This window comes from Dechloromonas sp. HYN0024 (assembly GCF_003441615.1).
Lineage (GTDB): Bacteria > Pseudomonadota > Gammaproteobacteria > Burkholderiales > Rhodocyclaceae > Azonexus.
Genome location: NZ_CP031842.1, coordinates 1,286,531 through 1,310,583, shown reverse-complemented (window position 1 = coordinate 1,310,583; position 24,053 = coordinate 1,286,531). Strand labels below are relative to the sequence as shown.

Below are 24,053 nucleotides of genomic sequence, written 5' to 3'. Positions count from 1 at the left end.
ATGAAAGTCTATGGCATCAAGAACTGCGACACGATGAAGAAGGCCATGAACTGGCTGGCCGACAACGGCGTCGCCTACGAATTTGTCGATTACAAGAAGGCCGGTGTGGCCGCAGCGCACCTGCCGGACTGGGCTTCCCGCGCCGGCTGGGAGAAACTCCTCAATACGCGCGGCCTGATGTGGAAGAAACTGAGCGATGATGAGCGTTCAGGAGTGGACGAGGCAAAAGCCCTGACCCTGATGGCGCAATACCCGAGCCTGATCAAGCGGCCGGTGCTCGACACCGGCAAGCAATTGATCGTCGGCTTCTCACCGGAAAACTATGCGGAGCTATTGAAGTGAGTGACAGTTTCGTCCAGCGCTTCATTTTCGAAGGCCTCGATATCCGCGGTGCCGTCGTTCATCTCGGCGACGCCTGGCAGCAGATGCAGGCCGGCCGCGACTACCAGCCGATCGTCGCCCAGTTGCTTGGCGAAACGGCTGCCGTCACCGCCTTGATTGCCGGCCAGTTGAAGCAACCCGGCCGCCTCACCCTGCAACTGCGGGGCAACGGCGCGATCCAGTTGCTGGTCATGGACTGCAACGAAGCGTTGCAGATGCGCGGCATGGCCCGCAGCAACCCGGTCGTTCTCGCTGCACCGGTGCCGGAACTGCTCGGGGCCCATCAAGGTGGCCAACTGATGATGAGCCTCGATATGCCGGAAGCCCGCCAGCCCTATCAGAGCTTCGTGCCGATGGTGGGCGAGAGCATCGCGGCCATCTTCGAGCATTACCTTGAACAGTCGGAGCAGCAACCGTCGCGCCTGTATGCCGCGACCAGCCCCGATGCTGCCACCTGCCTGTTCCTCCAGAAGCTGCCGGCAGCCGATCACCATGATCAGGATGGCTGGCAGCGCATCACCCAGCTGGCCGCGACGGTCAAGCCGGAAGAGCTTCTTGGGCTGGATACAGAAAGTCTGCTCACCCGTCTTTTCCATGAAGACATGGCAGCCCACGGCATCCGCCTCTACGATCCACGAACGGTGGTTTATCATTGTCCCGAAGACCGCAACAAGGTAGCCGACATGATCCGCAGCCTGGGCCGTGCCGATGCCGAAGCCATTCTGGCCGAACATGGAGAAATCGTGATCCGCGACGACATCTGCAACCACAATTACCATTTCAGCCCCGACGATGTCGCTGCGCTGTTTGACGGTACTGAAGGCAAGGCCCTGCATTGAGCCAGACCAACGATCCTTTCGTCCTCGGCCGCCGCGTCGAGCTGCTCTACCGGAACGTTCTGCTCGGCCAGATCGTTTCCATTATCAATGCGACGGCGTTGGCCTGGGTCGCTGCCTCACTGGTCCACAATCCGCTCATTTATGTCTGGTGGCTGGCCGCCATAGCCCTGGCAGCCTTGCGACTGGTTCATTTTTCTGCCTACCGGCGACAGGACGAAACGAGCCGGCGTGAACATGCAATCGACTGGCGTCGGCGCGTCCTTCTAAGCGCCAACGGCTCCGGCGTCGTCTGGGCGGCCGGGGCCCTCCTGCTGATGTCGCAGGGCAACACCCATCTGCAGGTATTCGCCGGCTTCGTGATGTCCGGCATGATCGCCGGTGCAGTCCCCATCCTCGCCGCTGACCGTGTGGTTTTCCGCTGCTATGCGTGGCCGATTTCAATCGCCGTCGCCTTTGGTGCCATCGGCAGCGATCCCTTGCACATCGCCTTTACAGCACTATCCTTGCTCTTCATGCTGGCCGTCACGCGCAGTGCCGATTTCTTTCATGGCGCGCTGCACGACACTTTCCGGCTGGAGCACGAAAAGGACGGCCTGCTCAGCCGTCTGGAACACGCCAGTATCCTTGCCGAACGCTCAAACCGCGCCAAGACCGAATTTCTCGCCAACATCAGTCATGAACTGCGGACACCGATGAACGGCATCATCGGCATGGGCGATCTGCTCGCCCTCGAGGAACTGAATGCCGACCAGAAGGAACTCCTCCTCCATTTGCGCGAATCGGCTAACCACCTGATGCGTCTGATCAATCACCTGATCAAACTATCGGCCCTGGAGGCCGGTCATATCAAGGTCATCCCGGCCCCCTTCGCCGTCGGCGGCTTGCTCGAGGGGATGCTCTCCGGCCTGCACAACGATGCAGCGGCAAAAGGCCTCACCCTGTCACTGCAAGCCAATGAATTACCCAATGTTCTGATCGGGGACCTCAACCGCCTGCGGCAGATTTTCGAACATCTGGTCGGCAACGCCATCAAGTTCACCGAGGAGGGTGGCATCACGGTGGCGAGCAGGGAAGTCGAACGCCACGGCAGCACCGTCAAAATCGAGTTCTCCATCGTCGATACCGGTCTTGGCATGACGCCGGAACAGCTTCAAGCGATCAACGGCCTGCTCATTCAGGCCGATGGTTCGACCATCCGCCGCTTCGGCGGCATTGGGGTCGGGCTGCCGATTGCCCGCAAGCTGATCGAACTGATGGGTGGCGATCTGGTGGTCGAGAGCCAACCTGGCGAGGGCAGCAGCTTCCGATTTACGCTGCCGTTCGAACTCCCCGAGATTGATGCCGGGCAGAGTCTGCCGGAAGCCTGAACCCGTCCTAGAGCACCTTGCCGGGATTCATCAGGCCACGCGGGTCGAGCGCCTGCTTGAGGGAACGCATCAAGGCCATTTCAACTGGACTCTTGTAGCGCAGGATTTCCTTGCGCTTGAGCTGCCCGATGCCATGTTCGGCTGAAATCGAGCCGTTCAGGGCGTGAACCGTGTCATGAACCAGCCGATTGACCGCTCCCTGATGGGCAATCAAGACCGCATTGTCGACCGCAGCGGGTTGCGACAGGTTGTAGTGCAGGTTGCCGTCGCCGACATGACCGAAAGCCACCACTCGCACGCCAGGGAATGCCTTTTCCAGTGCTGCATCGGCCCGTGCGAGGAATTCAGCAATACGCGAAACCGGGACAGATACGTCGTGCTTGATGCTGAGGCCCTCGATTTTCTGGGCCTCGGAAATAGTCTCACGTAGCGACCACAGGCTTTTCGCCTGGGTTTCCGACTGTGCCATCGCGCCATCACCAACCTCCTCCGCTGCCACACGTTCGGCCAGCCAGCCTTCAACGGCAGCCGGATCGGCATCCGAGAACTCGGCCAGGACATACCATGGCGATGGAGCGCTCGGCCGGCGCGTATCGGGAATGTGCTTGAGCACCAGCCCGAGCGCCGTTTCCGAGACCAGTTCGAAGGCCGTCAACTGGGCATCGAAGCTGGCTTTGGCCGAATTCAGAAGCTTGACCGCCGCCTCTGGCGAAGCGACGTTGAGCCAGCAGGTTGCCAGCTTTTTTGGCAACGGAAAGAGCTTGAGCACAGCCCCGGTAATAATGCCCAGCGTGCCTTCGGCACCAATGAACATGTGCTTGAGGTCGTAGCCGGTATTGTCCTTGCGCAGGCCACGCCGTCCGTCCCAGATATCGCCGTTGGGCAGCACTACCTCAAGGCCCAGCGTCAGTTCGCGGGTGTTGCCGTAGCGCAGCACCTGGACACCGCCGGCATTGGTCGACAGGTTGCCGCCGATCTGGCAGCAGCCTTCCGAGGCCAGCGCCAGCGGAAAGAGCCGGTCGACGGCACGTGCCGCGTCCTGAACAGTGGAGAGCGTGCATCCGGCTTCAACGGTTACCGTGCTGTTGAGGGGATCGATCGCAATGATCCGGTTCATCCGGCTCAAGCTGACGACTACGGCCCGGCCAGCCTCGTCCGGCGTTGCTGCACCACACAGGCTGGTGTTGCCCCCCTGTGGCACGATGGGTACGTCAGCTTCGACGCAGACTTTAATAACCGCCGCCACCTCTGCCGTGCTGCCGGGGCGAACAACGCATTGTGCTGCCCCGCGGTAGCGGCCGCGCCAGTCGGTAACGAAAGGCGCTATATCGGCCGGCTCGGTCAGCACCTGCTGGGCACCGACGATCCCGGCCAGAGCGGCAATCAGGTCAGATGACCTGGGCGTAGAGGTCATGGTGGTCGGCATCGATAACCTTGACCTGGAGGAAGTCACCGGGCTGGGCATCGAAATGGCCGTCGAGATAGACCACCCCGTCGATTTCCGGTGCGTCGGCCTTCGAACGGGCAATCGTCCCCTCCTCGTCCACCGCATCGACCAGCACCTGAATGACGGTATCGATCTTGGCCTCGAGCTTGGCGGCGGAAATATCCTCCTGGACCTGCATCAGCCAGCGCCGGCGATCCTCGCGTACAGACTCCGGGGGCAAGCCTTCAAGTTCATTGGCCTTGGCGCCTTCGACCGGCGAATAGGCAAAGGCACCAACACGGTCGAGCTTGGCATCTTCGAGGAACTGGATGAGCTGATCGAAATCCGCATCGGTTTCGCCGGGGAAGCCGGTGATGAAGGTCGAGCGGATAACGATTTCCGGGCAGATTTCACGCCATTTGGCGATCCGTTCCAGGGTGTTCTCAGCCGAAGCCGGGCGCTTCATCGCCTTGAGGATGCTCGGACTGGCATGCTGGAAGGGAACGTCGAGGTAAGGCAGGATCTTGCCCTCGGCCATCAGCGGAATAACGTCATCCACCGACGGATAAGGATAAACGTAGTGCAGACGAACCCAGATGCCGAAACTGGCCAGCGCCTCGCACAACTCCTTGAGACGCGACTTGACCGGCTTGCCGCCCCAGAAGGCAGTGCGGTACTTGAGATCGACGCCATAGGCGCTGGTGTCCTGCGAGATGACGAGAATTTCCTTGACGCCGGCTCGCGCCAGATTCTCGGCTTCGGCCAGCACATCACCCACCGGGCGTGAAACAAGCGGGCCACGCAGCGAGGGAATGATGCAGAAGGTGCAGCTATGGTTGCAGCCTTCGGAAATCTTCAGGTAGGCGAAATGGTCCGGCGTCAGACGGATGCCCTGCGGCGGCACCAGGTCACTGTACGGATCGTGCGGCTTGGGCAGGTGGGCATGAACATAGCCCATGACTTCATCGGCCGCATGCGGACCGGTCACGGCCAGCACGGACGGATGCGTGGACTGGACGATGTCGCCCTTGGCCCCGAGGCAGCCGGTGACAATGACCTTGCCGTTTTCGTTGAGGGCCTCGCCGATGGCGTCGAGCGACTCTTCAACGGCGGCATCGATGAAGCCACAGGTATTGACGATCACCAGATCGGAATTGTCGTAGCTCGGAGAAATCTCGTAGCCTTCGGCCCGCAGCTTGGTCAGGATGCGCTCGGCATCGGAACTGGCTTTCGGGCAGCCCAGGGAGACGAAGCCGACGGTCGGCACTTTTTGCGAAATAGTCATGCGCTGGAAACCTTATCCGGACTGGCCGGCAAACAAAGGGCGTATTTTACGGGGGAATCAGCTCGGCAGGCGGGCAAGTGCCTGTTTCAGTGCGTCAAAACATTGCGCATCGATGGCCGTACCGACATTTTCGGCCATGATCTCGAGCGTCTTGGGGATAGGCACGGCACCGCGATACGGGCGCTCGGCCGTGATTGCGTCGAAGATGTCGGCGGTCGTGATGATCCGCGTTTCCAGACAGATCTCGGCAGCCATCACACCACGCGGGTAGCCCTTGCCGTCGAGGCGCTCGTGATGCGCCGCCGAAACCACCGCGAGTTCAGCAAAGGCATCGATGCGCGAGAGGATGGTCTCTGTATACATGGCATGCGCCTTGACCGCTTCCCACTCCTCATCGTCAAGCTTGCCAGGCTTGTCGAGAATGCTGTTGCTGACGCCCAGTTTGCCGACATCGTGGAGCAGCGCCCCACGTTTCAGCCAGCGGCGGCGCTCCGGCGCCAGGCCGAGGGCTTCGGCAATGAGATCGGTATAGAGTGCCACCCGCACGCTGTGGCCGCTTGTGTAGGGGCTCTTCGAGTCAACTACCTGACCGAAGGCGGCCGCGATGTCGTCGAGATAATCGTCGTCCAGCGCCACCACATGCCCCGCCGGTTCGAGCGCCAGCACCGCCGCCATCACATCCGGTGCCGCCAGCGTACGCCAGAAAACGTCGTCACCTGCCAGCTGGTCGAGCGCCTCGACCAGCACCGGATCAAACCACCCGCCTGCGCGCGCCCGAACTTCGTCGAACGCGGCCTGTCGGCCACCAGCGGTATGGAATACATCCACCACCTGAGCCAGTAGCGCAATGCGCGAATAGAGGGGAATCGCCCCGCCGGCCAGTCCCTGCGGCCTGCCCTGCCCGTTGAAGTGCTCGTCAAGGCTATAAATGCCGGCCGCAACACTCTCGGGAAAACGCAGCAAACGGGCGATTTCAGCCCCCCGCTGGCAACGGGTGGCAATCAGTTCCTGAGCGATTTCCTGACCATCGCGCATGATCGTCAGGACACTGCGGAAACGCTCAGCCAGTGGTGCCTTCAGCCCGGTATGGCTGAGCACGAACTGAAGCACCTTGGGCAGGCTGTTGCCAACCTTCTTGAAATCACGTTTGAAGCTCAGGTCATCGGTGAGATACAGCTCGCAAATGCGCGCCGCATTGCTGCTGCAGCCAAGATCCTTGAGCAACAAGGTGTAATAGAGATGCCACAAATCGTCCTCGCCGAGTCCGAGACGACGACCGACATGCATACCGATCCAGCAACAACGTACGCAGTGTCCCTCCGGCTGCCCCTCCGTAATGTCAAGTGCGTGACTGAGCGCCGAGATAAGTTCGGAAAGCTTCAGGCCAGAAAGGGCTGGTATTGAGAACTGAACCGGGGAGTTCGCGGGCATATTGATAGATTACCAATAAATGTCAGATTTATCTTGTTCTCTACAGCATCGGTCAGCCGATCCGGCGCACTCGCCCATGCCACGGGATCAACTGGCATGACGCACGGCAGATTATTGGATATAATGCGCGCCCCAGCGTTCTTAGCTCAGTTGGTAGAGCGTCTGCCTTACACGCAGAATGTCGGCGGTTCGAGCCCGTCAGGACGCACCAGGATTCTGGGCCAGCAAGTAATGCCAGCCCGTCAAGCAAAAAGCCGTTCAGTCAAACCTGAACGGCTTTTTGCTTTTACCCGCAAGCGCTTCTGCCGACTCAGTAACGCACCCCGGCCGGCGGCGTGAACGAGTTCAGCACATGCAGATAGGAAGCCCGGGCGAAAGTGCTCGGGTTGGGTGAGTTCTGCTGGCTCATCGAGCCCTTCATCTGCGCCACCGAGGTGTATTCACGTACCGTGAGCCAGTCGGTCATGCCCTGAAGTACCTCGCTGAGCGCCTGCGGCCCCCGTTTGAGCAGGGCGCTGGCCATGTGCACCACATCGGCCCCAGCGAGCAGCATCTTGAGCGCATCTTCGGCTGTGTGGACGCCGCCAGTGGCGGCCAGCGACAGGCGGGTGCTGCCGCGCAGAACGGCGATCCAGCGCATGGTGAGCAGCGCATCGGCCGATGACGACAGTTGCACCCGGTCGACCACGGTCAGGCTGTCGAGATCGATATCCGGCTGAAAAAAGCGGTTGAACAGCGAGACACCCGCCGCACCGGCCGCGCCCGCCTGATGGACGAAATGCGGCAGTGACGAGAAAAAGGGCGACAGCTTCATGCCGACCGGAATGCTGACTACCGTCTTCAACTCCTTGAGCAAGGATATATGGTGGTCCTCAATCGCCTCACCGGAAACCCGGGGGTCGCTCGGCATGTACCAGGCGTTCAATTCGAGTGCATCGGCACCGGCCGCCTGCAGTTCCTTGCCGAGTTCGACCCAGCCGCTGAGCGACGAGCCGTTGAGGCTGGCAACGACGGGGATGGAGAGGCGCGACTTGAGGCGCTGGATCTGTTCGAGATAGCCGTCAAGCCGGCTCTGGTAGTCATGGCCGAATGGCAGGTGACCAGCCGACTCGCCGAAGGTATCGGGATGCACCAGGAAACGGTCGATCATGCGCTCGTCGTGACGAACGTCTTCCTCGAACAGCGAATGCATGACGATGGCAGCCGCACCGGCATCTTCAAGATGCAGAATGGCATCGAGATCGTGACTGAGCGGCGTCGACGACGGGACCAGCGGATTTTTCAGGCGCAGGCCGAGGTAGGTGGTGGACAGATCAGGCATCAGGCGTCTCCTTCTTTTCGGCGGCCGCTTTGGCCTGCTCATCGATGGCCGCTTCGGGCAGCAACATTTCCGACAATTCGACATATTCCTGATGCCGCAGACGGGCGTCCTTGCCGGCCTGCGCCATGAAGTAGACGGAGGCATCCGGCTTCAGGCGTTCAAGGATTGTAAAGCGTGCCTCGGTGCGGGCGAAATCGCTGAAGGGAATGCTCGGCGCCGCACTGTCCACCGATAGCGGATTTTTGCCCTGCTGGCGCAGGCGCGGGTCGTAGCGGAGCAACGGCCAGTGCCCGGACTTGACGGCCAGATCCTGCTGACGCAGGTTATTCGAGAGATCGACACCATGCGCGATACACGGACTGTAGGCAATGATGATCGAGACGCCGGGATAACTTTCCGCATCAAGGAAGGCCTTGAGGGTATGGACATCCTTGGCGCCGTAGGCAACCTGCGCGACATAGACGTTCTCGTAATCCATGGCGATACGGGCCAGATCTTTCTTGCGATTGGGCTGGCCGCCGGCGGCAAACTTGGCGACCGCACCCCGCGGCGTCGCCTTGGAGTTCTGGCCGCCGGTATTGGAGTAAACCTCGGTATCGAGGACCAGGATATTGACGTCCTCACCCGACGACAAAACGTGGTCAAGGCCGCCGAAGCCGATGTCGTAGGCCCAGCCGTCGCCACCGATGATCCACACGCTGCGCCGGATCAGGTACTCGGCCACGGCCGCCAGCTGATCGGCGGCCGGGGTGGCAATTTCGGCCAGCCGGGCAAGCAGGCTGGCGACCCGATCCCGCTGCTCATGGATGCCGGCTTCGGTCGTCTGGTCGGCATTGAGCAGCGCCTGAACCAGGGCATCGCCAATTTCCAGCGCCATCGCCCGCAGTTGCACGCGGGCCACTTCGCCCAGCTGCTTGGTGGCCAGCCGCATACCCAGGCCGAACTCGGCATTGTCTTCGAACAGCGAATTGCTCCAGGCCGGGCCGCGGCCATGGGCATCGGTGGTGTAGGGTGTAGTTGGCAGGTTGCCGCCGTAGATCGACGAACAGCCGGTAGCATTGGCCACCATCATGCGATCGCCGAAAAGCTGCGTCGCCAGCTTGATGTAGGGTGTTTCACCGCAACCGACACAGGCCCCGGAAAACTCGAACATCGGCTGCAACAGCATCGAACCGGGTATGGTGTTGCGCTTGGCGACCGTGCGGTCGTAATCAGGCAGCGTCAGGAAGAAATCCCAGTTGGCAGCTTCCGGCGCGCGCAGCGGCGGCTGTTCGGCCATGTTCAGGGCCTTGCGCGAGACGTTGGACTTGTCGCGGATCGGGCAGACCTCGACACACAGGGTGCACCCCGTGCAATCCTCGGGCGCTACCTGATAGCTCATCTTCCAGCCGGCCGGGTAATCCTTGCTGCGGATCGCCATGCTCTTGAAGGTGGCCGGTGCGCCATCCAGCAGTTCCGGCGCGAAAGCCTTGGCACGAATGGCCGAATGCGGGCAGACGAAAACGCACTTGCCGCACTGCGTACACAAGTCGGTTTCGAGAACCGGAATTTCCAGGGCCAGATTGCGCTTTTCGTACTGGGCAGTGCCGGTCGGGAAGGTACCGTCAACCGGGAACACTGACACCGGCAGGCTGTCGCCCTTGCCGGCGATCATTGGCAGGGTCAGCTTGCGGACGAATTCGGAGGCATGCCGGGCGGTGCGCTCGGGGATGCAGATTTCGCCAGCGACGAACTCAGCCGGGACGGGCACTTCATGCAGGCAGGCCAACGTCTTGTCGATGGCCCGGTAATTCAGTTCGGCAATGCGCCGCCCCTTCCGGCCATAGGTCTTTTCAACGGCATGCTTGATCGCGGCAATGGCTTCGTCCTGCGGCAGAATTCCCGAGATGGCAAAGAAACAGGTCTGCATCACGGTGTTGATGCGCCGCCCCATATCGGCTTCGAGCGCTACCTGGTAGGCGTCGATGACATGGAAGTGGATGCGCTTCTCGACCATTTTCTGCTGCATTGCCGCCGGTAAGGTCGCCCACACCTGGTCGGAGGTGACCGGCGAATTGAGCAGGAAGACCGCGCCCGGTGCGGCATGGGCCAGCAGGTCGTGGGTTTCGAGGAAGAGCGGCTGATGGCAGGCGATGAACTTGGCATCCCCCTCGCCGGTCAGGTAGGTGGCGCGAATCGGCTGCGGCCCGAAGCGCAGGTGCGAGACGGTCATCGCCCCCGATTTCTTCGAGTCATAGACGAAATAGCCCTGGGCGAAGAGATCGGTTTCGTCGCCAATGATCTTGATCGAATTCTTGTTGGCCGAGACGGTGCCGTCCGACCCCAGCCCATAAAACACGGCACCGAAGGTCTCGCGCACGGCATCGGTGCGGAAAGCCGGGTCGTAGGGCAACGACAGGTGCGTCACATCGTCGTAGATGCCGACGGTGAACTGGCGCTTTGGCGAAGGTGCGTCCAAACCGGCAAAAACCGCCACCACCATGGCCGGGTTGAATTCCTTTGAAGCCAGCCCGTAGCGCCCGCCAACCACCTTGGGCAGCCTCGAAAAACGCGGCGCTTCACTGCTCGCATTGTCGGCCAGGGCGACCAGTACATCCTTGAACAGCGGTTCGCCATCGGCGCCTGGCTCCTTGCAGCGATCGAGTACAGCGATGGCTTTAGTCGTGGTCGGCAAGGCCGCCAGCAGCGCTTCAGGCGCCCACGGCCGGTAGAGGCGAACCTTGAGCAGGCCGACTTTCTCACCCTGACGATTCATGTGCTCGACAGTTTCCTGCGCCGTTTCCGCCCCCGAACCCATCATGACAATGACGTGCTCGGCATCCGGTGCACCGACGTAATCGAACAGCTTGTACTGGCGGCCAGTCGCCGCACCGAACTGATCCATCGCCTGCTGGACAATACCGGGGAAGGCGTCGAACCACGGATTCTGTGCCTCGCGGGCCTGAAAGAAGACATCGGGATTCTGCGAGCTGCCGCGCAGCACCGGATGTTCCGGCGACAGCGAGCGGTGGCGCTGGGCGGCGATAAGGTCAGGCGGCAGCATCTGGCGCAGGACGTCATCGTCGAGTGCCGTGATCTTGGCCACCTCGTGCGAAGTGCGGAAACCGTCGAAGAAATGCAGCACTGGCAGGCGTCCGGCCAGCGTCGCGGCCGAGGCAATCGCCGCCATGTCCTGCGCTTCCTGTACCGAATTGGAGGCGAGCAGCGCAAAACCGGTGCCGCGCACGGCCATTACGTCGGAATGGTCGCCGAAGATCGACAGGGCATGCGTCGCCAGGGCGCGGGCGGCGACATGGAAGACCGTCGGTGTCAATTCGCCGGCAATCTTGTACATATTGGGGATCATCAGGAGCAAACCCTGCGACGCCGTGAAGGTTGTCGCCAGCGAGCCGGCCTGCAGCGCACCGTGAACCGTGCCGGCGGCACCGCCTTCCGACTGCAGCTCGACAACGCGGGGGACGCAACCCCAGACATTGGTTTTGCCCTGCGCCGCCCATTCGTCGGACAGCTCGCCCATGCCGGACGAGGGGGTGATCGGATAAATGGCGATCACTTCAGAAACGCGGTAAGCCACGTTGGCGACGGCTTCATTGCCGTCGATGGTCAGCATCTTGTTCATGTTCGGTCCAGCCCATAAAGCTGCGTCGCCTGGCGAGGTGTCTCTCCCTCTTTCTTATGCTGCGACGCAACAATGCCATTCTACGCCCGCCCGGCAAGCATTCAGGCGAAATTCCCACAAAAAAATTGTGCTCACAAAGGGGGCGCGAGAGGCTGTCCGAAAGCTTTATAATGTCCGGTTTTCAAGACTCTGGACGCCCCGCCATGGAAGCCGAACACATCAACAGCATCTCCTACAAGCTCGACGATCTGGCGCAGCGCGCCGCCGAGCTGCGGAGGTATCTTTGACTACGATCAGAAACGCGAGCGCCTGACCCTCCTCACCCAGGAGATGGAAGACCCGAAGATCTGGGACGACGCCAAGCGCGCCCAGGAACTCGGTCGCGAGAAGAAGTCGCTGGAAAACATCGTGCTCGTCCTCGAGGAAGTTGCCGCCGGCCTCAGCGATGGCCGCGAACTGTTCGACATGGGCAAGGAAGACGGCGACGAAGAAACCCTGCTCTCGGTCGAGGCCGATAACGCCGATCTCGAAGCCAAGGTCGCCGCCCTCGAATTCCGCCGCATGTTCAACAACCCCTCCGACCCCATGCCCTGCTTCCTGGAAATCCAGGCCGGCGCCGGCGGCACGGAAGCCCAGGACTGGGCCTCGATGCTCTTGCGCATGTACCTGAAATACGGCGAAAAGAAGGGCTTCACCGTCGAAGTCATGGAAGAATCGGAAGGCGACGTAGCCGGCCTGAAGAGCGCCACCGTCAAGTTCACGGGCGACTACGCCTACGGCACCCTGCGCACCGAAACCGGCATTCACCGCCTCGTCCGCAAGTCGCCCTTTGACTCGGCGGCACGTCGCCACACGAGTTTCACCTCGGTCTTCGTCTTCCCGGAAGTCGATGACTCGATTGAAATCAACATCAATCCGGCCGACGTGCGCACCGACACCTACCGCGCTTCCGGCGCCGGCGGCCAGCACATCAACAAGACCGACTCGGCGGTGCGCCTGACCCACGTCCCGACCGGCATCGTCGTCCAGTGCCAGAACGACCGCTCGCAGCACCGCAACCGTGACGAAGCCTGGCAGATGCTGCGCGCCCGCATCTACGAGTTCGAACTGCGCAAGCAGCAGGCCGAACAGCAAAAGCTCGAAGACGCCAAGTCCGACATCGGCTGGGGCCACCAGATTCGCTCTTACGTGCTCGACCAGTCGCGCATCAAGGATCTGCGCACCAACCACGAAACCGGCAACACCCAGGGCGTACTTGACGGCGACCTTGATCCCTTCATCGAGGCCAGCCTGAAACAGGGCGTGTGACCACCCCAACCAGCCTGTTCGCCGGATTGCCGTCAACTGCCACGTTTGACGAGCAATTCAGCGAACTGCTCAGCCGCCCCGGCCTGCGCATCGAGCGCATCGTGTCGACTGGCCAGAGCAGTCCGCCAGGTTTCTGGTACGACCAGCCTGAGGGCGAATGGGTCGCCGTTCTGCAAGGCCGGGCAAGGCTGCGCCTTGAAGACATGCCTGAGCCCGTTGCACTGGGTCCTGGCGATTTCATCGACATCGCCCCGCATTGCCGCCACCGCATCGAATGGACAGACCCCGACCAGACCACCATCTGGCTGGCTGTCCATTACTCGGCAGCCTGACCATTTCGGGTATCTCAACCCGATCTAACGCCCTACTCGCTGCCACACTCGTCCTGGCCGCGACAGGTACAATGTTCAACCTACAGCTTGTTTGAGTGCTTCCATGAATGTCGATATAAATTTTGCCAGCAACCCGCTGCATGGCATTAGCCTGAAACAGGTAGTAACCGAAATCGTTAGCCATTACGGTTTTGAGATTCTGTATGCCTACCTGAATATCAACTGCTTCAATAAAAACCCTAGCATTGATTCCAGTGTGAAGTTCCTGAAAAAGACGGATTGGGCGCGCGAGAAGGTTGAAGGGTTTTATTTATACAAATTCAAGAGCTTGCCTCGTGCATCTGACGATCAGTTTGAATTGCCGCCGAGGGATCGCATTATTCCACCGGGTCAAATACCGGGAAAGCCGGCTGAATTGAGCCTGGAAGATGCCGAGCGCCTGTCCGAAAAGCGGGCCAGGAAAGCGGCCGAGCATGACGAGAACAAGGGCCGCCGCCCCCGCCCGGAAAAAGGTGTAACAAATCGCTCAAGAACACCTGTTCAGGGCGACACAGACCCTTGGGCGAAGTGGCGAAAATAGGTCTTTTTCAGGACATACCAGGATCAGCCATGGGCCTGGTCATCTAAACGCCGGGACGAATCCCCACTATTTCCTGACCGGCAGATTGCGCCCGGAAAACTCGTCGCTCAGGCGCATCGCCCCCTCACTGAACTGGCCAGCCGGATTGCGTGAGCAATAACGATTGATCTGCACCTCGATCGTGCCACTCGAAATACTCGACACCTGCTGGTTCGGCAAGGCGTAGTTATGCCCGGTAAGAAAGCCTCGCACCCAGACAACGTAGGCGGTGCGTTGGTCGGGATCGTCCTTGGCCTTGTTCCAGGCAACACAGGACATGTCGTCGAAACCCAGCAGATTGACGGGGGCCGCCACAGCGGTGCCTAGAAGCATGCCACTACAGGCCGCTACGATCAAACGGGAAAGTGTGCGTCGGTTCATACAGCCAGTATATGTCCGACCGTGCGTACTGCAATACCGATACAGGCACCGAGGGCGGCCGGCTTCCACACCGCCGCTATACGTGGCCCGGCCGAAATCAGCACGGCCACCCCCGGCAGATCGAAGGGCGAAATGAGGAAACCAGCGCTGGCATTGAGCAGATCAATGCTGATCTGGCCGGCCTTGCGCATCTCGTCCATGACCCCCATCATCGCCGTCCCGCCCGCCATGTACTTGGTCAGGGTTGGCAGGATCAAGGCACTGTCGATCGAAGCCGACGCCAGTAGCGGCGCCAGCAGTTGCGTCAGGGCATCGATGGCACCGCCAGACCGCAAGGCGGTGACAATGACCAGCGACAGCACAAGCATCGGAATGGCCCCGGTGGACAGTCGAAAGGCTTCGGCTCCAGCCCGGTTGATGACGTCGAGCACACCCTTGGCGCTCTCGGCAACCGGATGCTGTAGCGTTTCATCGAGCTGCCCTTCGCGATCCGACAAAGCCCGGCCAAACAGGTAATAGGTTGCCGCCGCGGCGGTCAGGCCACCAATCAGCGAATAGGTCAGGGTCAGGCCGAGATTGAGGCCCATGGTCATCATCGGCAAGGCTGCATTGGCCTGCGACATGGCAAAGACCATGGCCAGCGTGGCAGCGATGTGGCGATCCGATGCGCCGCGCTGCTCCATCATGGTCAGCGTCGCCATCGGTGCAGCGAAGCTGACGAAATTGATCTGCAGGGCCGCGAAGACGCCCAGCCCGGTCAGGCCGAGCGGTTTTAGAAGCGGGGCCAGACGGCCGACAAGCCAGTCAAGGACGCCGCGTGCCTCGAGCAGGCGCATCAGGGAAAGCATGACGACCATGACCGGCAGCAGGACGAAAAAGGCCAATTCAATGGCCGAACGACCCGCCTTGAGGATGATATCGATGAGAATTTCCATGGCCCGGATTATTACATTGCTATCGCCTTATCCCCGATTGGCGATTTCCCTTGCCACGCCCCTCCCAGCCCGGGATTTCCCGTTCAAGACCCCTGCTTGATGGCGAGAATGGCCTGATTACGCAGGGTGCGCAGCAACTGCAACTCCTTCTCGGGAATCGAAATACCACCCGGCTCATCGCGGTCGGCATAGATCAGCGCCACCGGACTGCCCTTGATGTTGAGCGGAAACAGGACAAAAGAATTGGCTGGCACGGCCTTGCGATACCAGTCCGGGATGCGGGTGGAAATCTTGGGGTCGTTGATGTCGCTGATCAGCAGATCAACCCCCTTCGAGGTCGCGGCATGGAAAATATCGGGGGTAAAGCTGAGCGGAAAACGGAATGCCCTGGCCACCTCATTGGCCTCCGGCCCGAAGCCGAAGCGCCCCTGCATTACCCCGGCCTTGGCATCACGAATGCACAGCACAACCCGCTTGAAACCCATGGCCCGATACATGGTTTCGAGAATGATACGGAGAATGTCGTTGAGCTGAAAACCGTCAATCAGGGTGTTGCTGATGTCCTGAATGCCGGCTGTCAGAACGGCCTGGGCATCGACCTCCGGGCCGCCGGGAAGACCGTGAACACCACCCAGCGGATCGCCCTCCTTGATCACCGTGCTATCGGCAAAATCGCTGCCATTCGGGTCATCGACAACCATCTTGTCTGTCGCCCCGGCTTCGGCAAACGAACGCATCTGCTTGCCAAATGTCGTTTGCTGCAGATTGAGCTGGATGATGCGGGCAAAATCGGTCACTTCTTCGACCGCCCGCTGCACCGTCTGCATGACTTCGTTACGGCCAAGTGTCAGGGCGTCGGCATAACGCGCCATAGCCTTCTTCAGCTCCGGATCGCGCAACTCGGGGGTGGCCAGGGCGATGACGTCGCACAACTCGTTGGAAAATCCGGACAACATGCGCAAACGGTCTTCAAGGTCGACCGGCTTCTTGATCGAGCCAGCCGGCAGACGCCGCATTGAGGATACGATCAGAGGCGGGAAGCCCCACAGGCGAGCCACGGCAATTCCCATCTCCTCAAAGGAAATACCCAGCACCTGCTTCGCCGCCAATTCCTCGCTGCACTCCTTCTGGGAAATGATGCGACGAATTTCTTCGGCATCCTCCGGGAAATAATATTGCGACAGCAAACGTCCGAGGCTGTGAAAAAGCGAGCAGATGAACGATTGCTCCAGATCACGCAGGTGCGCCGTCGCACCAATATCCTTGGCCAGCACGCCGGCCATGTTGGCGCGCAGGAAGTCTTCCTTCAACTGGTTGGCATTGGCCTTGTTTTGCAGATGATCAAAGAGCAGAACGGTAATGGCAATGTTGCGCACGGCCTCGAAGCCGAGGACGATCACGGCACGCGACACGGTACTGATGCTGCCCCCGCCCGCCTGCCGGAAATAGGCTGAATTGACCAGACGCAGCAGCTTATTGGTCAGGGCAAAATCCTTGAGGATGGCGTTGGAAAGCTTGTCGATGCTCTCCGTTTCGCTGTTGGCGATCCGGTTGATCGTACTGACCGACTCGGACAACGCCGGGAAGTCGCTCTTGTGGCGCATGCGCCGCAACAGGAACTCAAGCGTTGCCTGGCGACCGCCGGGGCTCGCCACAACGTCGTCCTCAGGATCGAGATAGCGGTCCAGCGCCTCACCAAACTGGGTCGCCGTCTGAAAGCGCAACTGCGGGTCGCGCGCCAGTGCTTTGTGCACAATGGCACTCAGGGACTCGTCGACCGCCGCATCCTGAGGCAACCTTATTTCATCCCTGGCCAGACGCTGCATCATCGCGGCCGGAGTGTCACCGACCACCGCCCGCTGTCCGGTCAGCATTTCGAAAAGAATCAGGCCGGCCGCAAAAATATCCGAACGTTCGCTGCTCTCCCGGCGCAGGATGTACTCCGGTGCCATGTAGGCTGGCGTCCCGGTTATCCGGTCGGCCGCATCAGCCGAAGCATCCACCCGCGCAGCGATACCGAAATCCATGACATGTGGCCGGCCATTGTCATCGAGGAGGATATTGGAGGGCTTCAGATCACGGTGAATGACACCCTGCCCGTGGGCATAGGCGATCGCCTCGAGAATCGGCCGCACCATTGATATGGCCTTGACCGGCGGCAAGGCGCCACTCTGCCGGAGAAACTCGCCAAGGCTCTTGCCCGGCACATACTCGAAGACGAGATAGAGATCCCCGTCCTGCTCGCCGGCTTCGAAAATCGGCACGATACCGGGATGACGCAAGCGGCTGACCGTACGCGCCTCGTCGAGCAACAGGCCTTTATGGACCGGGTCCGGACTGGCGAAATGCAGGGTCTTGATGGCAATTTCGCGTTGCAACTGAGGGTCGAAACCGAGGTAAACAATGCTTTGCGCACCACGCCCCAATTCGCCCCGCAGTTCGAAACGGCCTATTTTTTGGCTCATTGCTCGCAATCTTCTATCCAGACCAGATGGGGAATGCCATCGGTGCCACCGCAAATAATGGCGTTCTGCCCATAATCGGCGGCCAGTGCGCAGGCATCCTCGGCTGAAATATCGGGGACAAAGCAGCTTTCTTCATTCGGCCAGTCGTCGCCATCCGCTTGGTGTTGCGCCACGTAGGGTTCGTAGTTGCCTTCGAGCAGGTCGCACTCCAACTGCGACTGGCGTTCGGCGTTGGTCGCTGCGTCCAGCGGCTGCCCCGCCGGGTTATGGGCCGTAATCAGGGCAAATTCAGTGCTGTCAGCCGTTTCCAGCCAGCAGCGCAAGGTTTCGCAGGGCTGGCCGATGCGCAGTTCGCAGATGCCACCGGGCAGAAATACGCGGTATGTCGTCGCCTTGTAGGCGACTTCCAGTTCACTCGTCTTCGCCATCGAAATCCACCACACCTATCAATTGTTCGGCCTCGGCCACCGGCAGCGCCTCGACCTCCTTGAGCCGGCGTGACAACTGCCGGGTCCGGGTTTCTGCCTTGCTGATGCTGTTACTCGCCTCATCCAGCTTTTTCTTGGTGTGGGCCAGCGCCTCGCCGAACTTGCCGAATTCGGTCTTGACCGCCCCGAGCACCGCCCATACTTCGGCTGAGCGCTGCTCGATGGCCAGCGTCCGGAAGCCCATCTGCAGGCTGTTGAGCATGGCGGCCAGCGTCGTTGGCCCGGTCAGGCTGACCCGCCAGTCGCGCTGCAGGGCTTCGGCCAGCCCCGGACGGCGCAGAGCCTCGGCATAAAGCCCCTCGAGCGGTAGATAGAGCAAGGCAAAATCGGTGGTGTGGGGTGGCGAGACATATTTTTCGTGAATACTCCTGGCCTCGCTCTTGAGTCGGGTTTCGATGGCCCGCGAGGCCTCCTCCACCCCGGCCGGATCGCCGCGATCCTGGGCATCGAGCAGGCGCTGGTAATCCTCGATCGGGTATTTGGCGTCGATCGGCAGCCAGACAACGGCGCCGTCATCCTTGCCGGGCAGACGGATGGCGAAATCAACCCGCTCGTTGCTGCCCGGTTTGGTCGCCACGTTGCTGCCGAATTGCTCGGCCGTCAGCAACTGTTCAAGCAGGGCCGACAGTTGAACCTCGCCCCAGGTGCCACGTGTCTTGACGTTGGTCAGGACCCGCTTGAGATCACCAACACCGGCCGCCAGCGTCTGCATTTCGCCAAGACCGCGGTGCACCTGCTCCAGGCGGTCGCTGACCAGCTTGAAGGACTCGCCGAGGCGTTGTTCCAGTGTCGCATGGAGTTTTTCATCGACCGTTCGGCGCATCTCTTCGAGCTTGTTGGCGTTATCTGCCTGGATCGCCGACAGGCGCGATTCGACAGCGATTTTGAGACGCTCGAAACGTTCGTCGAGACCGAGCGAAAAGCGGCTCAATTCACGGGCAAAGGCTTCCAGCCGCTCAGCCTGTGAGGCGCCGAACTGGCTGACCTGGGTTGTCAGACTCTGCCCGAGCAGACTTGACGACTGGGCCCTTTCCTCACGATCACGGAAAGCCTCTTCGCCCACCTCACGCCGCCCCCGCGCCAGTTCCTCGCGCAGTTCGCGCTCCAGCCGCATCAGCCCCTTTTCCTGCGCCTCCTGCTGCGCCCGGAAACGTTCCTCGTCCTGCCGCCGGTTGCCGCGCAACAGCAAGGCAACCTGCAACAGGATGACCACCACTACGCCGACGATCAGCGCCAATCCCATCGTTTCGCTCATGCCTGGCTCATTTCAGCGAAAAATCAACACGACTGGCCTTGCCCTTGTCATCCGCCCCAACCTTGGGCGGCAACAGGAAAACCCGTTCCGGCGGCACCTTGCCCTGCTCAACCAGCCAGGTGTGTACGACCTCGGCCCGGCGCCCGGCCAGCGCCTTGATATCCTCGTCGGTGGCCGGCAGGTTGGTCAGCATCAACTTTTCCATTTCCTCGACCGGCAAATCCTTCTGCAAACCGACCACGTTACGTGGCTTCGGGAACTTGGCTTCCTTGTAGGCCCGCGTCAGGTAGGTCGCTTTTTCTTCTGGCAAAATCTCGATCTCATCCAGTGACCGGCCTTCGCCGGCCTTCTTGAGGTCCTTGAGCTTCTCGACCTGCATGGCACGCTCCAGGGCGGCCCGCTTGGCACCATCCCGATCAATCTCGAGGTCGGCCCGGCCAGTGATTTCAAGCTTCAGCGAATTGCGTTCGTTGAGCGCCTTGGCCATCGCTTCAAGCTTCTTGCCGGCGGCATCGTTGAGCGTCGCCCGACCGGCGGCAAATTCGATATTGGACAGTTCATCGCCACTGCCGAACATCGAACCGAGCAAGGCGAAAGGCGAAGTCACGGCCTTGACGAAGAGATTGACGATGACCTTGACGATCAGCCCGCCAATCGAGAACTGGGGATCGTCAAGCGAACCGGAAATCGGCAGGTTGAGATCAATCTCGCCGCGATTGTTCTTGAGCAGCGAAATGGCGAGATTGACCGGCAGGGTCGTCGCATCCGGACTGGCAACCTTTTCGCCAAAGGTAAACTGATCAATGAACAATCGGTTTTCCGCAGTCAACTGGTTGTTTTCGAGCTTGTAGGCGACGCTCAGCGACAGTTTGCCCTTCTCGATGGCATAGCCGGCATATTTACCCGAATACGGCGAGAAACCGACCAGATCGACCCCGCTAACTTCAGCCTTGATATCGAGATAGGGCTTGCTGGCGAGCGGATTGAGCTTGCCCAATATCTGCACCGGGGCCGTATTGCCATACCGGCCGCGCAGTTCCAGATCGGCCACCGTATCGGCCGCCGACGACAGATTGGTCACGCGACCGCCCAAGCGGTTCAGATTGACCGAATAATTGGGCTTGACGAAGAGGTCCGAAAAATTGACCGTGCCATTCTGCAGGGTGACCTTGCCGATCTTGATCGGGATCACCGGCTTGGCTGGTGCGGCATCCTTGGCAGCAACTTTGGTGTCATCCATGCTTTCAATTTTGGCTTCTGCCTTCGCTTCTGCCTTGACCTCGGCCGGCCGGGACTCGCCCGCCGGCTTCCTGACAATATCGGCAACATTGAGTTTGCCGTCCTTGTTGAGGATCAGGCGTGAAAAATAGTCACTCAGCGCAATTTCGGCCACATTGATCGCCAGCGGTTCGAGGCGGAAGTCGATGCCCCCGAAGTAAAGCGATTTCCACTTGAGAAAATCAGCACTGTTTTGCTTGTCGACGGCGACAAAATCACCCAGCGTGAAGGATCCCTTGTAACCAGCCTTCAGGCCCGAGGGCTCGAGCTTTGCTGTCGCCTCACCCTTGTTCGAGACCAGACCACGCGTCAGCGAAATATTGAGGAACTGGCCGAAATAGGGCTCCAGCGGCACCAGCGGAATAGCTATCGTCTCGACTTTGACGGCCACATCAAGCGGGTAGATCTGCAGGGCGCCATCGACATTGAGGCTGCCCTTCTTGTTAATCTTGCCCTTGAGCGAAATCCTGCCCTTCTTGTTGGGTTCGTTGGTCAGCTCCTCGCCGAGCAGATTGAATCCCTCGATTTCCTGAACGGCAACCTGATCCAGAGAACGATCCTCAAAGCGGAATCCCAGGTCATCGATAGCCAGCTTGCCGACCTTGCCGATCCACTCCTGCTTTCCCTCCGCCTCGGCAACTGCCCTGGCCTTGCCGTCGTTGCGGGTATTGGTCGCCCGGACCACCTTGAGCACCGGCGAACTGACCCATTCAATCTGCCCCGCCTTGTTGCGCAGCATGCGGGCGCGGGTACCACTATTGATTACTTCGGCGATGGCGACGCGATGCGACGGCAGGTCGACCTTGATGCCCTTGATGGCCATTTTCTCAACGCGGAAACGCTCGCCAAGATCGATCTGATAACTGACTTCGCCGATCTCGATCGGCTCGACCAGCTTGCTGTTGACCTTGCCGACACTGACCTGCAACTTGCGCACCTCGCCAGCCACCGGGGTCGGCGTGGACTCGTCGTGCCAGCGGATCAGGCCATCGCTCAGGGCGAATTCGCCGAGCGACCACGCCAAGGGTTTGCCGGCGACCGGCTTTGGTGCTGGTGCTGCCACCGTCGGCCCGGGCGCGGTCATTTTGTCTGCGACACGCAGGACATTGAATTCACCCTGCTTGTTAACGGCCAGCGCTACATCCAGCCCGTCGAGCCCGACCCGCTTGACGGCGATCTTGCTGTTGATCGGGTCAACATTGTCGAGTTCAACATCAAGGCGCCTCCAGCCAACTAGAGGCTGGCCGTCGCCTTCCGTAACAGCCAAACCGGAAACATGGGCGGCACCGACTACGGAAAGCGAATAAACATTGTCTGAAACTTCCTTGAACATGACCTTCAATTCGGAATCGAGCGTTCCCGATTTCAACCGGAAAGGCAGCGAATCAGGCAGGTATGGCTGGAGGACAGCTAGTTCGAAGCGATCGAGATCAAGGTTGAGCTGGCTTTCACGTGTCTGTGAAAACGGCTTGCTGTCACCGGTCAACGCCAGTGGTGAGCCATTGATGCTGGCTGAAAACGACGGTTTGACCAGCACGTCGGCCTGATACGACAGGCTGGAGACAAAGGGCAGCGCCAGATTGATGTCGCTGACCGTATGCAACTTGCCCTTGGGCTGGTCGTCAAAAACGATCTTGCCGTTGATCAGCTGAATATTGTTGATCGAAAAACGCGGCGTACCGGTATCCGGCTCGTCCTTGGGTTTCATCCACTCATCAAGCAGATCGGAAATATCGTAACGCCCCTCGCCAACGCGTGATACGGCAAGGCGCAGGCCCTGCAGGCGCACTTCGTCGACCACGGCGGCCAGGTTGAAAATGGACGCCGACGAGACGTTGACAAAAAGCTCGTCGAAGCCAGCCACTTCCTTGCCGCCCTCAGCCTTGATGGAAAGGCCACTGACCCTGGCGGACAGACCATAGGGATTGATATCGATGTTTTCGATACTGACATCGCGATGCAACTGCTGCGATAGCTGCTTCTGCAACACCGACTTGAGCAGCGGTGGCGCGGCCAGAAAACCGAGTACGCCGACGAGCACAAAAATAGCCGCCACCCATTTGCCAATTCTCTTGGTACGCGGTGATTTCAGCGCCTCAGTCAGACGTGACATCAATGCTGGATTGCTGGCGGTCGGCTCGGCCATGATATTTTGCCTTTCTTGTTTTATAACCACGAAATTTAGCACACCGACAGCCCGGAAAGATGGCCAGAAACACGGATGCGCCTGAACTTTACGTACGCCACCCGAATGTTCGACAAACCAACGCACCTCGCGAGAATGGCGGCGCCTTGACCGTCGTCAACCCGGCCGGCACGAACTTTGTTTTCTTCCAGCGACAATGCCGCTAGACTGCACGTATCAAGGCTTGGCAGGCATCATGAAAATTCTTGTCGTCGAAGACAGTCGCTCCAACCGCGTCATGCTCACCCACCGTGTCGAGCGCTTCGGTGCCACGGCGCTGTCGACTGAACGTGGCGAAGATGCCGTCGCCATGTTTGCCGAACATCATCCCGACCTCGTACTGCTCGACGTGGTACTCCCCGATCTTGACGGGTTTTCGGTGGCCCGGCGTATTCGCGCCATGGAAAAGCCCGGTGAGTGGACGCCGATCATCTTTCTCTCGTCACTCGGCGACGACTCCGACGTCGAGCAAGGCATTGCCGCCGGGGGTGACGACTATCTGCAAAAGCCGATCAGCGAAGTCGTCCTCGGTGCCAAGATCAGGGCCATGCAGAGACTGGTCCTGATGCGTGCCTCGCTGCTTGCCGTTACCCGCAAACTTGATGCCGCCAACCAGGAGCTGGTCCGCATTTCATCGAGCGACGGCCTGACCGGCGTCGCCAACCGGCGCTACTTCGACGAAGCGATCTCGGTTGAATGGCGTCGGGCACGCCGCCATTCAAACAGCCTGGCGATGATGATGTGCGACGTCGACCACTTCAAGTTATACAACGATACCTACGGTCATCAGGCCGGCGACGATTGCCTGCGCCAGGTGGCCAATGCCATTCGCCAGCATACGGAACGACCATCCGACATTGTGGCCCGCTACGGCGGCGAGGAATTTGCCGTTGTCCTGCCCGAAACAACCGTCGGCGGCGCACTGATGGTGGCCGAAAAAATCCGCCATGCCGTCCGCGCCCTGAATATCCCGCATGCCGCCTCGCCCAACCACATTGTCACCCTGAGCATCGGCATTGCCTCGGCCGCCCCCGGTTTCGACAACCCGCCGGACGATCTCATCCAGGCCGCCGACAAGGCACTCTATCGGGCCAAACACGAAGGAAGGGATCGCGTCTGCCGGGCAGACGCCGCATAA

General features: G+C 60.3%; 18 protein-coding genes and 1 tRNA gene. 8 read left to right on the top strand and 11 right to left on the bottom strand.

The features are described from left to right. From HYN24_RS06220 to HYN24_RS06210, 3 genes are read left to right on the top strand one after another with little or no spacing between them, the layout of a single operon-like run. Nucleotides 1-342, top strand: a complete 342-nt coding sequence (locus HYN24_RS06220; protein ID WP_117608442.1) for an arsenate reductase — start codon at nt 1-3, stop codon at nt 340-342. Further along, complete coding sequence (locus HYN24_RS06215; RefSeq protein ID WP_205421456.1) at nt 339-1,220, top strand: Hsp33 family molecular chaperone HslO; 882 nt, start codon at nt 339-341, stop codon at nt 1,218-1,220. Before HYN24_RS06220 ends, HYN24_RS06215 begins: the two co-directional genes overlap by 4 nt. Then, on the top strand, nt 1,217-2,587 hold the full coding sequence (locus HYN24_RS06210; protein WP_117608440.1) for a HAMP domain-containing sensor histidine kinase: 1,371 nt from the start codon (nt 1,217-1,219) through the stop codon (nt 2,585-2,587). Before HYN24_RS06215 ends, HYN24_RS06210 begins: the two co-directional genes overlap by 4 nt. Before the next feature lie 7 nt (nt 2,588-2,594). Here HYN24_RS06210 and HYN24_RS06205 read toward each other — a convergent pair whose 3' ends face one another. From HYN24_RS06205 to HYN24_RS06195, 3 genes are read right to left on the bottom strand one after another with little or no spacing between them, the layout of a single operon-like run. Beyond that, nucleotides 2,595-4,001, bottom strand: coding sequence for an FAD-binding oxidoreductase (locus HYN24_RS06205; protein WP_117610231.1), 1,407 nt, complete (start codon nt 3,999-4,001; stop codon nt 2,595-2,597). After that, entirely contained in the window at nt 3,976-5,298 is a 1,323-nt protein-coding gene (rimO, locus tag HYN24_RS06200) for a 30S ribosomal protein S12 methylthiotransferase RimO (protein WP_117608439.1), read from the bottom strand. Before rimO ends, HYN24_RS06205 begins: the two co-directional genes overlap by 26 nt. Before the next feature lie 57 nt (nt 5,299-5,355). Next, a complete protein-coding gene (locus tag HYN24_RS06195) occupies nt 5,356-6,585 on the bottom strand; it encodes an HD-GYP domain-containing protein (protein ID WP_305790971.1) in 1,230 nt (409 codons plus the stop codon). A gap of 279 nt (nt 6,586-6,864) precedes the next feature. On the opposite strand from HYN24_RS06195, the gene HYN24_RS06190 reads away from it, so the two are divergent. Next, a tRNA-Val gene (locus tag HYN24_RS06190) sits at nt 6,865-6,940 on the top strand. Between the two features lie 99 nt (nt 6,941-7,039). Here HYN24_RS06190 and HYN24_RS06185 read toward each other — a convergent pair. Together HYN24_RS06185 and nifJ are read right to left on the bottom strand one after the other, a co-directional pair. Next, nucleotides 7,040-8,050 carry a dihydroorotate dehydrogenase-like protein gene (locus HYN24_RS06185; RefSeq protein WP_117608437.1) on the bottom strand — a complete coding sequence of 337 codons (1,011 nt, stop codon included), beginning with the start codon at nt 8,048-8,050 and terminating at the stop codon, nt 7,040-7,042. Beyond that, nucleotides 8,043-11,669 carry a pyruvate:ferredoxin (flavodoxin) oxidoreductase gene (gene nifJ / locus HYN24_RS06180; protein WP_117608436.1) on the bottom strand — a complete coding sequence of 1,209 codons (3,627 nt, stop codon included), beginning with the start codon at nt 11,667-11,669 and terminating at the stop codon, nt 8,043-8,045. The genes HYN24_RS06185 and nifJ overlap by 8 nt, the downstream gene beginning before the upstream one ends. A 203-nt stretch (nt 11,670-11,872) precedes the next feature. Between nifJ and prfB the strand changes: the two genes are divergently transcribed. From prfB to HYN24_RS06165, 3 genes are all read left to right on the top strand, one after another. Continuing rightward, nucleotides 11,873-12,977 (top strand): peptide chain release factor 2 gene (prfB, locus tag HYN24_RS06175; protein WP_117608435.1). Its coding sequence is split into 2 segments (ribosomal slippage): nt 11,873-11,953 and nt 11,955-12,977, totalling 1,104 coding nucleotides; the frame shifts between segments, so codons are not numbered across the junction. Further along, nucleotides 12,974-13,309 (top strand): cupin domain-containing protein, encoded by a 336-nt coding sequence (locus HYN24_RS06170; protein WP_205421455.1) that lies wholly within the window; start codon nt 12,974-12,976, stop codon nt 13,307-13,309. Before prfB ends, HYN24_RS06170 begins: the two co-directional genes overlap by 4 nt. 103 nt (nt 13,310-13,412) lie before the next feature. Next, nucleotides 13,413-13,889: a VF530 family DNA-binding protein gene (locus HYN24_RS06165; RefSeq protein ID WP_117608434.1), complete on the top strand. Its 477-nt coding sequence runs from the start codon at nt 13,413-13,415 to the stop codon at nt 13,887-13,889. Between the two features lie 66 nt (nt 13,890-13,955). Here the strand turns inward: HYN24_RS06165 and HYN24_RS06160 are convergent, their stop codons facing one another. The 6 genes from HYN24_RS06160 to HYN24_RS06130 all read right to left on the bottom strand — a co-directional run bounded on the left by HYN24_RS06160 (nt 13,956) and on the right by HYN24_RS06130 (nt 22,876). Then, nucleotides 13,956-14,261: a hypothetical protein gene (locus HYN24_RS06160; RefSeq protein ID WP_205421454.1), complete on the bottom strand. Its 306-nt coding sequence runs from the start codon at nt 14,259-14,261 to the stop codon at nt 13,956-13,958. A 44-nt stretch (nt 14,262-14,305) separates the two neighbouring features. Next, a complete protein-coding gene (locus HYN24_RS06155) occupies nt 14,306-15,244 on the bottom strand; it encodes a nucleoside recognition domain-containing protein (protein ID WP_117608432.1) in 939 nt (312 codons plus the stop codon). An 83-nt stretch (nt 15,245-15,327) separates the two neighbouring features. Continuing rightward, entirely contained in the window at nt 15,328-17,709 is a 2,382-nt protein-coding gene (locus HYN24_RS06150) for a serine/threonine protein kinase (protein WP_117608431.1), read from the bottom strand. Beyond that, nucleotides 17,706-18,137, bottom strand: coding sequence for a DUF3293 domain-containing protein (locus HYN24_RS06145; protein WP_117608430.1), 432 nt, complete (start codon nt 18,135-18,137; stop codon nt 17,706-17,708). The genes HYN24_RS06150 and HYN24_RS06145 overlap by 4 nt, the downstream gene beginning before the upstream one ends. Then, complete coding sequence (locus HYN24_RS06140; protein WP_205421453.1) at nt 18,121-19,452, bottom strand: DNA recombination protein RmuC; 1,332 nt, start codon at nt 19,450-19,452, stop codon at nt 18,121-18,123. Before HYN24_RS06140 ends, HYN24_RS06145 begins: the two co-directional genes overlap by 17 nt. Nucleotides 19,453-19,459: 7 nt before the next feature. Next, nucleotides 19,460-22,876, bottom strand: coding sequence for a DUF748 domain-containing protein (locus tag HYN24_RS06130; RefSeq protein ID WP_117608428.1), 3,417 nt, complete (start codon nt 22,874-22,876; stop codon nt 19,460-19,462). Nucleotides 22,877-23,111: 235 nt separating this feature from the next. On the opposite strand from HYN24_RS06130, the gene HYN24_RS06125 reads away from it, so the two are divergent. Beyond that, the gene (locus HYN24_RS06125; protein ID WP_117610228.1) at nt 23,112-24,053 is read left to right on the top strand and encodes a diguanylate cyclase domain-containing protein; all 942 of its coding nucleotides are present in this window, start codon (nt 23,112-23,114) and stop codon (nt 24,051-24,053) included.